At 33.0% G+C, this 9,777-nt stretch carries 8 protein-coding genes; 2 read left to right on the forward strand and 6 right to left on the reverse strand.

Annotated features, from left to right (window positions below; translation table 11 throughout):
- Positions 1 to 156: 156 nt before the first annotated feature.
- The 4 genes from C1X07_RS10670 to C1X07_RS10685 form a co-directional block, all read right to left on the reverse strand.
- Positions 157 to 2,799, reverse strand: coding sequence for an AsmA-like C-terminal region-containing protein (locus C1X07_RS10670; protein ID WP_103069992.1), 2,643 nt, complete (start codon positions 2,797 to 2,799; stop codon positions 157 to 159).
- A 174-nt stretch (positions 2,800 to 2,973) separates the two neighbouring features.
- Positions 2,974 to 3,681: a queuosine precursor transporter gene (locus tag C1X07_RS10675; RefSeq protein ID WP_241507232.1), complete on the reverse strand. Its 708-nt coding sequence runs from the start codon at positions 3,679 to 3,681 to the stop codon at positions 2,974 to 2,976.
- A 106-nt stretch (positions 3,682 to 3,787) separates the two neighbouring features.
- Positions 3,788 to 4,252 carry a hypothetical protein gene (locus tag C1X07_RS10680; RefSeq protein ID WP_103069993.1) on the reverse strand — a complete coding sequence of 155 codons (465 nt, stop codon included), beginning with the start codon at positions 4,250 to 4,252 and terminating at the stop codon, positions 3,788 to 3,790.
- A gap of 123 nt (positions 4,253 to 4,375) precedes the next feature.
- Positions 4,376 to 4,735, reverse strand: a complete 360-nt coding sequence (locus C1X07_RS10685; RefSeq protein ID WP_128755243.1) for a hypothetical protein — start codon at positions 4,733 to 4,735, stop codon at positions 4,376 to 4,378.
- 152 nt (positions 4,736 to 4,887) lie between these two features.
- Here C1X07_RS10685 and folK point away from each other — a divergent pair, with 152 nt between their 5' ends.
- Positions 4,888 to 6,015, forward strand: coding sequence for a 2-amino-4-hydroxy-6-hydroxymethyldihydropteridine diphosphokinase (gene folK, locus C1X07_RS10690; protein ID WP_103069995.1), 1,128 nt, complete (start codon positions 4,888 to 4,890; stop codon positions 6,013 to 6,015).
- Positions 6,016 to 6,144: 129 nt separating this feature from the next.
- Here folK and C1X07_RS10695 read toward each other — a convergent pair whose 3' ends face one another.
- Positions 6,145 to 7,473, reverse strand: coding sequence for a dipeptidase (locus C1X07_RS10695; protein WP_103069996.1), 1,329 nt, complete (start codon positions 7,471 to 7,473; stop codon positions 6,145 to 6,147).
- A gap of 220 nt (positions 7,474 to 7,693) precedes the next feature.
- On the opposite strand from C1X07_RS10695, the gene C1X07_RS10700 reads away from it, so the two are divergent.
- Entirely contained in the window at positions 7,694 to 8,593 is a 900-nt protein-coding gene (locus C1X07_RS10700) for a hypothetical protein (RefSeq protein ID WP_103069997.1), read from the forward strand.
- A 666-nt stretch (positions 8,594 to 9,259) separates the two neighbouring features.
- Here C1X07_RS10700 and C1X07_RS10710 read toward each other — a convergent pair.
- Positions 9,260 to 9,777: T9SS type A sorting domain-containing protein (locus C1X07_RS10710; protein WP_164914140.1), on the reverse strand; the 518-nt coding region annotated here is incomplete at its 5' end.

Consider the following 9,777-nt stretch of genomic DNA (forward strand, 5'->3'; position numbering starts at 1 on the left):
GTTTTGATGATAAAATTATGACTATATGCATGTTTTATTACGGTCATAAGATTACTAAATTGTTAACCCAGCTTTACTAAATTTATTGTACAGTAAATGGCTTTTGTTACAAGATGGCTATATACCTTGTTCGAGTATAATTTTGATGTCTTTTACTTAATTTTTTGTTTTTGTAGAGTCTTTTTTCTTTTTTCTTCCCAGAAAACCACCTAAGATATCTTTTGCAGTATTTTTTAGCGTTTCTTCAGTATTGCTAGAAGAGTTTGTTGTAGAATCTGTTTTCTTTTTAGATCCTCCTAATAGATCGGTTAGTACCTCTTGACCTTTGCCAACAAGTTCTCCTTTAACCTTTTCTTTTTGTTGATTGACTATTTGTTGTGTTAGTTGTTTTACAGCCTGACCTGTGTTTAGGTTAATTTTTGGATTTTTAAAATTCCCTGAGATTCCAATGGGTAAGCCTACAGTCATCGTGTTGGCCTGTTTTTCATCAAGCTGCGACATCAAACTTCCCACTTCACTACCTAAATACTTTGCAGGAACATCTAGTTTGATATTGTAATTCATATTTTGTTCAAAGCTATGATTTCCTCCAGCGGTGATTTTAATTCCTTCTACGTCAAATTCAAATGGTTTTACGTTAATTTTTCCATCATCAAAACTTAGGTTGGTTTTGATATCTTTTAGATTTAATTGATCAATTTCAATAAAATTGAGTTGATTGTCTAAACTGGATAAAAATGGAGTTTTGGTTGTAGAAACCTGAGCATTAAGGATCTCAGCAAGTGCTTTTCCTTTCAGCGAGGTCAAAATAGGAATAAGACTCTCATTAAGACTACCGTTTAGGTTTATTTGAGTACTTAAGTTACCAGTAAGTGCGCTTGCAATAGGAGCTAGTCCTTTTATTAACTCTAGGTTGTTAAAGGATTTTACTATGTCAATTTTACTTAAATCCAGTGCCATATCAAATGTAGGGATTTTGGATTTTGTAGAAACATTACCGTTAAGAGCCATGCCTCCATCAAAAATATTAGAAGTAACATTTTCTAGGTAAGCAGTTTCATCTTTGATTTTTACAGTTCCTTTAGTGTTCTTTAGTTCCAGATTATCATAAAAAACTTGTTGAGTAGTAAAGTTTAAGGTAGCATCAAGAAACGAAGGAATTCTCATCGTTTCATCCTCAGTTGTTTTTTGGGTTTCGCCATTAGCAATTTCTTTTTCAGATTCCTGCTCACTAACCATAAAATCATCTACAGCAAAAACTGTAGAGTTTACATCAAAATTTCCTTTTAAATCCTGTTTAGCAAATAAAAACCCCATAAGATTATTAATCGTTCCGGTTGCAGCGATGTCTGATCTTCCTGTAGAGGCTTGCATCTTATCTAATGAAATCGTTTCTGGGTTAAAACTTACATTAGCATTTTCTATTTTTATTTCATTAGGAGTATCCGGAGACGCATAAGTGAATTGAGAAATACTGGCTGTTCCTGAGCTTTTTACGTTTTGATATTGTTCTTTTTCAAGAGATTGCATATCAAAATGAGTTTTGATATCAGCTTTAACAATTCCATTTAGTTTTTCTTCTAGTTGTAATGGGTATGCTTGATTTAGATTGGCAAGATTTAAGGTTCCTTTTAGCATCATATCTACAATCATGTTTTTAGTCAGATTGCGTAAACTACCTTTTGCAGCAAAAGAATCTTGATCTATTTTAAAAGTTAGATTGCCAATCTTAACAAAGGTATCATCGATTAGCCCCGTCTCGTTCATGATTTGGGTATCGATATTTATGTTTTTAACACCTTTAGGGAGGTCGGGATATTTAAAAGAAGCATTAGTAGAGGCGATTTTAATATTCATTTTTGGAATATAGGTGTCGTCTGACCTTCCTTTTATAGTGCCATCAATCAAAAAGTTACCATTGGTTTCTATACCATCTAGATTTTTGACATAAGCTTCAGGGATGACCGCTAGAAAATTTTTGAAATCCGAAGAAGGAGTTTTGAAGCTAAGGTCTACATCAGTATATTTTTCAAATAATTGAACAAATCCCGTAAATTCTAAAGGTAATCTGTTAATCAGTGCTTTGTTTTCTTTAAAAGAATAACGTTGATTCTCTAGGTCTAACTCAATTTCGGCATCGAGTTGCAGTTTGTTTTTGTTTAAGTACTTGGTGTTATCCAGACTTAAAGACGCTTCTGTACTAGTTTTGGTATCCAAAATAATTTTCTCTCCTGATACAGATCCGTCACCGCTATGATTAAGGTCAGTTATTTCCATCAAAGTTTTGCTGGTATCGTCTTTGAATAAGATTTTACTATCATTTATTTCATAATGATCCAGTGCAAAAGTAAAAGAGCTACTTTCTTCTTCGGGTTGATCTTTAGAGGTTTCTTCTTGTTTTTTGGCGATATCAACATTAGAGTTACCAATAGAGTCTGTTTTAACAGCAATGTTGGCTTCGTCAATTATTATTTTTTGAACACTAATAGGTTCTGAAGAGCTTTTGAATAATTCGTTAATAGACATGTCTAAAGCAATTCTTTTTGAATATGCCAGAGTATCACCTTCGAACGGAGCATAATTGATAATCGATAACTCATCGATTACTACAGAGGCTTGCGGAAAACTTCTGATCAAACTAATATCTACATTTGCAAAATCTACCTTCGCATTTACATGTTCATTAACCAGATACCGTACTTTATCCTGAATAGTATCTTTAAATAAAAAAGGAATAGAAATAAGAGCTATAACCAATAGTAGTACGATAATTCCTAGAATTTTCAGGGCTTTTTTCATCTGTTTTAGATTTATTGTTTTTTCAATATTCAGATAGAATTTTGCATAGTCAAGATTCTATTTAGAGTTGCTCTTTTTTAACTATGTGCACTTCATGATAAAATAACTTTGAGATAAAGTAACGATTTACAAAGATACAATCTTACTTTTTTTAAGTTAACTATTTGTTAGATTTTAAATTTCTAAAGCTAACTCTTCTCCTTGTTGTAATCCAAAACGCTTTCTTATAAGATATACGCATAGATACAAAATTGGTGTGTCTAGAGCGGCGACCAATATTTTAAACAAGAAACCATTAAGTAATAATACCCCGAAGCGATCCCAATCAATTATACCTGCAGAACATAACAGTAGCAGAACAGTTAGCGTGTCTATTAGCTGAGAAGAAAAGGTAGAGAAATTATTTCGTAACCAAAGGTGTTTTCCTTTGGTGATACGTTTCCAAAAATGAAAAACCTGAATATCTATATACTGAGCAAAGAGATATGCCATCATTGAAGCGAGCACAGCAATTACCGTTGCTCCAAAAACCTGATTAAATATGTCATCATTTATGGGAGACCATGATGTGGCGGGCACTGATGAAGATACATATACAATAAGTAGTGAAAAGAAGGAGGCAAAAATACCTGCAGTAACAATTTGATTTGCTTTTTTCTTTCCGAATATCTCACTGATAATATCTGTAATAAGAAAAGTAATTGGGTAGGGAAGGATACCTACAGAAATTTCAAAAGTATAAATCCCCATAAAATCCCAGTAAAAGAATTTTTGAAAAATAAGATTAGAAACTACTAATGATGAGATAAAAAGAGCTCCAAGAATTAGGTATATACGATAAGCAGTACGTTTGTCTTTTAAAGTCAGAATAGCATCGTTCAAAATAAGGTAGTGTTTTTGTGGTATTAATGACAAAAATAAGAAGGAACATCGTCTTAACTAGAATTACACATATAAAATATTTATAGCATAATAGTCTTTACTTTTATCAATCATCAAAATCTCCTCCTGAAGGTAGTTTGCTGAAAAAAGTATCAATATCCTCAATTTCTTTAAATTTTCCAGAGGGCATAGCGAACTCTGGTAGCTCGATGATACGTTCAGAAAAACTTTCTGTTTTTAGCGTGGCGTGTAATGCTATGTCTACTCCTTTTTTAAACATTTTGATCCCTAGGTCAAGCCATTTGTTTTTGATTAATTTATCAGTATTAGTAGTGTCAGTGTTTTTTAAGAGATCTTTTGATATCTTATCTTTTAGCTGCGCACTTTTGGTTATGATACTATCGTTTTTGACACTTGATATGGTAGACTTAAACTCTGAAGATAAAGGAAAATTAATTTCTTTCGGAAGCCTGTAGAATAACATTTCTAAAAGATTCCGTTTTATTTTTATGTCTTTAGAATCAAAAATTTCTTGCTGAAAAACATCGCCAATATATAAATTGTAATCCACATCAAACCCTTGGATAGAAGATGAGTCTTTTACTGTTTTATTAGCCTTATATATATTGTCGAGAAGAGTAAACGTACCATCTATTGGAGAAAAACCTTGAGGATAATGTGTTTTTGCTTTTAGTTAGGTGTCATATTCTTTTACCGTAAGGGTATGTTTGTTTTTTTGAAATACATCAGAATAATACAAGATTATACTATCAGTGGTTAAATCAATAATAATCCCGTTTTTCATATTAAAAACAGCATTTAAACCTTTGGCTTTTTGTTCTCGTTTTATTCTGTTTTCAGAAATATGGTATGTGGTGTATATTTTAAATAGACTACCCTGATACCCCCGAGATTCAGATAGTTTTATTTCTCCTTCAAAATAAGTCTCCAAAGGTATTTCTTCTTCTTTTTGATTTTTGTCTTTAGAAAAAAAGTTACAAGACATCAATGAAGATAGTATAAAGAAGGTTATGATTGATTTTGTGAATTGCATTGTATCGCTTTTAAAATATAAATTTAGAACAAAATGGAAGGCAAAAATATAAATGAAGTGTTTTATTTTTATGATTGGTTATTCTTTGGTTACTTTTGCGCAATATTGTTCCGGTAGAATACACCACATCATAAATTTTTATAATTCCAGTCTTGAAAACACCTAACCTTATTCATATTTCATTAGGCAGTAATATTGAAAATCGTTTGCTTTTTCTACAAAATGCCGTTAATGAAATATATAGAACCATAGGAGATATAGTTTCCGTTTCTGGAGTGTATCAGACACCTGCTTGGGGATTTAGTAGTAATGATTTCTATAATGCTTGTATTGCGGTTCATACTTTTCTTTCTGGAGTAGAAGTTTTGGATATTCTTTTAGAAATAGAGAACTCTTTAGGAAGAATAAGAACAGATGGAGCAGGGTATGAAGCAAGAACAATTGATCTGGATATTATTCTTTCTTCAGAAGGAGATATGTCTACAAAAAAATTGACAGTGCCTCACCCGGCTATGCAAGATCGAAGATTTGTTCTGATACCACTTGCAGAAATAGCAAGAGATTTGTTGCATCCAAAATTACAACAAACAGTAGGGCAGTTGTTAGAAAAAACTACAGATGACTCCAAAGTAATCTTGCTCACAGATAAGATTGTTAATCCAAAAGATAAATATGATTTATCCAGATTTCAGTATCTAACTATAGAAGGCAATATTGGAGCTGGTAAAACAAGTTTGGCACAGATAATAGCCAAAGAGTTTAATGCAAAACTTATTCTAGAACGTTTTGCTGATAATCCTTTTTTGCCAAAATTTTATGAGGATATGGAGCGCTATGCTTTTCCCTTAGAAATGTCTTTTTTGGCAGATCGATATCAGCGTTTGCAAGATGATATCGCGCAGTATGATCTGTTTAAAGATTTTGTAGTAAGCGATTATGATGTTTTTAAATCCTTGATTTTTGCAAAAGTCACTTTGCAATCAGAAGAATTTACCCTTTACAAAAAGGTATTTGATTTGATGTATAAAAATTTGACCAAGCCAGGATTGTATGTATATCTGTATCAAAATACAGAACGACTTTTGGAAAATATCAAGAAAAGAGGTCGTGACTATGAACAAAAAATCCCAGGGGATTATTTGGATAAAATCAATAAAGGATATCTACAGTTTATAAAATCTCAACCAGAATTTAATGTCAAGGTGGTAGATGTTTCAGAATTGGATTTTATTGCAAATAGATCGGATTATATATCTATTTTAGAAGAGATAGTGCTTTGATTTTTTATAAAAAACACCATTTTGATCTATAGAACAAAATGGTGCTAAATTATTTTAAGGGAGTTGTTTGTTTTGAATGAAAAGAACTGTAATGTCAATTCTTATGTAAAAATACCCTCTTTTAGTTTTTTATAGATTTTGAAGCTCTCTAGCAACTTTTTGTACCTCGTCTAGAACGCGTAATAAATTTCCACTCCATAGTTTTTCAATTTGTGCTTCGGTATATCCTCTTTTTACTAACTCCAGAGTAACATTAAAAGTTTCAGAGGCATCACTCCAACCTTCGATTCCGCCACCTCCATCAAAATCAGAACTAATACCAACATGATCGATACCTATTTTTTCAACCATATAATCAATATGATTAACAAAATCGATCACATCTACTGCGGGAGGAAGGTTATCCATTTGTTTTACTTTTTCTTTTCGAATAGTAAGCATTTTTGTATAGAAGTCGTAATACTTTTCTTTTTTCTCAAGACTTAGCTTGGTTACTTCTTTTCGCTCTAACCAGTCAACTCCCATAGAATCGGCAATCTCTTTGGCAATTTCTACTTCTATTTTATCTCTTTTTTCGAATTTTTCAGTGTTTAGATATGAAGTAAAAGCTACAGTTTGTACCACGCCGCCATTTTCTTTTAACCACTGTAGTTGTTCATCATCTAGGTTTCTGCTATGATCACATAGCGCTCTTGCAGAAGAGTGAGAAGCAATAATAGGAGCCTTGCTTAGTGCTATCATTTGGCGCATTGATTCTTTAGAAGGATGTGATACATCAATCATTATCCCTGTTTTATTCATTTCAGAAATGACTTCTTTCCCTAACTCGCTTAATCCATTATGTAACCAAACCCCATCGGCTTCGCCTGTATTAGAGTCGCATAATTGACTATGCCCATTATGTGAGAGCGACATATATCTGGCACCTAGATCATAAAATTTCTTTACATTGTTAATATCTTTCCCGATAGGATATCCATTTTCGATACCAATCATAGCCACTTTTTTTCCTGTTTTATGAATTCTACGAACATCACTGGAGGTTAATGCTAATTCGATTTGATCAGGAGCAATTTTTTCTGCTAATCTATGTATTGCATCAAACTTTGATATTGCATTTTTATATGCCTTTTCATAGCCTGAAGGAGTTAATGAGTCCTGACCCGTATATACAATAAACCAGGCAACATCTAATCCTCCTTTTTTCATTTTGGGCAAAGTGATTTGAGAAGTAAGATCCTGAGTATAATTAATTGAATCTGTAAAGTTTTTTACATTAATATCACAATGAGTGTCTAGTGTGATTACCTTATTGTGAATTTCTTTTGCTTTGGCAATAAGTTGGTCTTCTGTAGAAGCAATTTTTTTGGTATTTTCTTCAGTGTTCTCTTTTGGGTTTTCTTGTTTACAGGAGAGTGTGAGTAGTATCATAGATGCAAGAAGTAAAAAGTTTTTCATGGTTAAGATATGATTATGTGTTACAGAAGCTTAAACTTACAAAACAAATTTTAAACAAGATATGATATCGGGATAATTGCTTTGAGCTAATTATTAGTTAATTACATGGAGAGGAAGCAAATAAAAATTAAACTTTAGCGTTGTTTTTATAGCTGTCTGACAGCTGTTAAAAGTGTTTTTTTTCTTATTTTTAATACATTAATATTTACACAAACTCTCCATGACACATTCATCAGATTCACGATCTAAATTGATTACGGTTTTAAAGCTTTCTGCTTTTGTTATTTTTATAGGTAGAGCCTACCAGCATATTGTTTGGGATGCTCCATACAGAACTTTTTTATGGGATGAAGGTATCCTAAAAGGGGTTATTGAAACTCTTTTTGATACCACCTGGAACGAATATGTAACCAGTCCTTCTGCTGCTAGTATCACTTCTTTTTGTATAAAATTGATAGGAGTATTTTATCTCCTCTGTGCGGTTGTTACCTTACGTCTAAAACCTGATATGAAAAAACTAGGCAAATTCATTTTGCTCGGAGGAAGTTTTGGTCTTTTTATCTTGGCTCTTTTATATTGTAAAGAGAAGTTTTTGCATGTAGGACAGTTTTTTGAATATACAATTCAGTTTATCTGCCCGGTGCTATTATATATGCTATTATTTACTTCTGTAGAGTTGAAAAAGATTCGTTTGATTGCGCTTATTGCAATAGCACTTACGTTTAGTTGTCATGGCCTTTATGCTATTGGATACTACCCAAGACCAGGGACCTTTATTGATATGACCCTAAACACCTTACCTATTAGTGAGCCTAGTGCTCATGCCATGCTAAAAATAGCAGGAATACTGGATTTTGTAGTCGCTATAGCCATTTTTATTCCCAGAATCTCTTATGCTACTTTGGTATATGCATTTATCTGGGGAGGGCTAACTGCTATGGCAAGACTGGTGGGTCATTTTCATATGGCTTTTTTATGGAATTCTTTTAGCCAATGGACCTGGGAGATGTTGATTAGACTGCCTCATGCTCTTATTCCTTTGTTTGTTATGGTTATTGACCGCCCTGATATCTCCTTTTGGAAAAAGTTGTCCTTTAGAAAAAAACCTCAAGTAGTCTAATGTAATTCAGTTCAAAAAGTAAAAGTGGTGACACACTGTATGCCGCTCGAGTCGATATAATGATCTGTCTATTTGATCCCGAGGGGATTCGAGTTGATATAATCACAGTTCTAACCACCTGTATAGATAGTTCGAGCTGATACCATCACACTTCGAGTTGATCCCGAGGTACTTCGAACCACCTACATAGGTAGTTCGAGCTGATAAAATGGTGCTTCGATTTGATAAATTATCAATTCAAAGGGTCGACTTATCGAATATATTCGATAAAGGATCAGCTCGAAGCGATATTTTATCAAAAACAATCGTCAAATGATCAGTTCGAAACGATAAACTATCAGCGCGAAGTGGCAATCTATCAGCTCGCACCACCTCTGGATCAACTCGAACCCTGACCATATGGAGAGCACCCCTTGTCATGAAGGGGTGTAGGCATACTTTTAAGGGGTAAAACTAATCGAAGTTATAGTTATGATTTCTTTGAGAAAAAAATGTAAAATCATCAAATGAAAAATTTTAAATGATACATTCTGAAGTATCGGTGAGAAAGAAAATTTTACTGCGGTAAATTCAAAGTAAACATGGTATTGTACTATTGATAACGGTTCATAAAAAAACTACCTGAAGATTATTCAGGCAGTTTCATATTCATTAAAAAATGTATTCCTATTTCTTAATAAATTTCTGACTAATCTCTCCTTTTCTTGTTTTGATAACAATAAAGTAAACACCAGCATTTAGTTTGTTGATAGCATAGGTTGCTTTTTCAGATGTAAAAATAACGCTGTCAACAATTCTTCCGAACATATCTCTGATGATAGCCTCTGATCTATGAGCATTAGCATAGTTTGGATACTTGATATGTAACACACCAGATTCTATTGGATTAGGATGAATACTTAGTTTTTCAGAAATCGTTTTGGGTTGATCAGCTAGTACTGTATTGTTTCTTTGAGCAAGAGCCACTACGGTATGTGGATTGTCTATAGTCACAAGACTACCTCCCGCAGGATTCCATACATCGATATTGGTAGGTAGAACAAATAAATTAGTATCACTTAGTTGCCCTACACTGTTGGCATTATCTACTTTGACAGTTCTAAGTTCTATTTTGTTTTTATCAATCCATAGCCACTTAAACTGATTAAATGAACCAGCTGCTCTGGTCCAGGTTTTGGTATCAG

The organism is Aquimarina sediminis, assembly GCF_002895435.1.
In the GTDB taxonomy this organism is placed as follows: Bacteria; Bacteroidota; Bacteroidia; order Flavobacteriales; family Flavobacteriaceae; genus Aquimarina; species Aquimarina sediminis.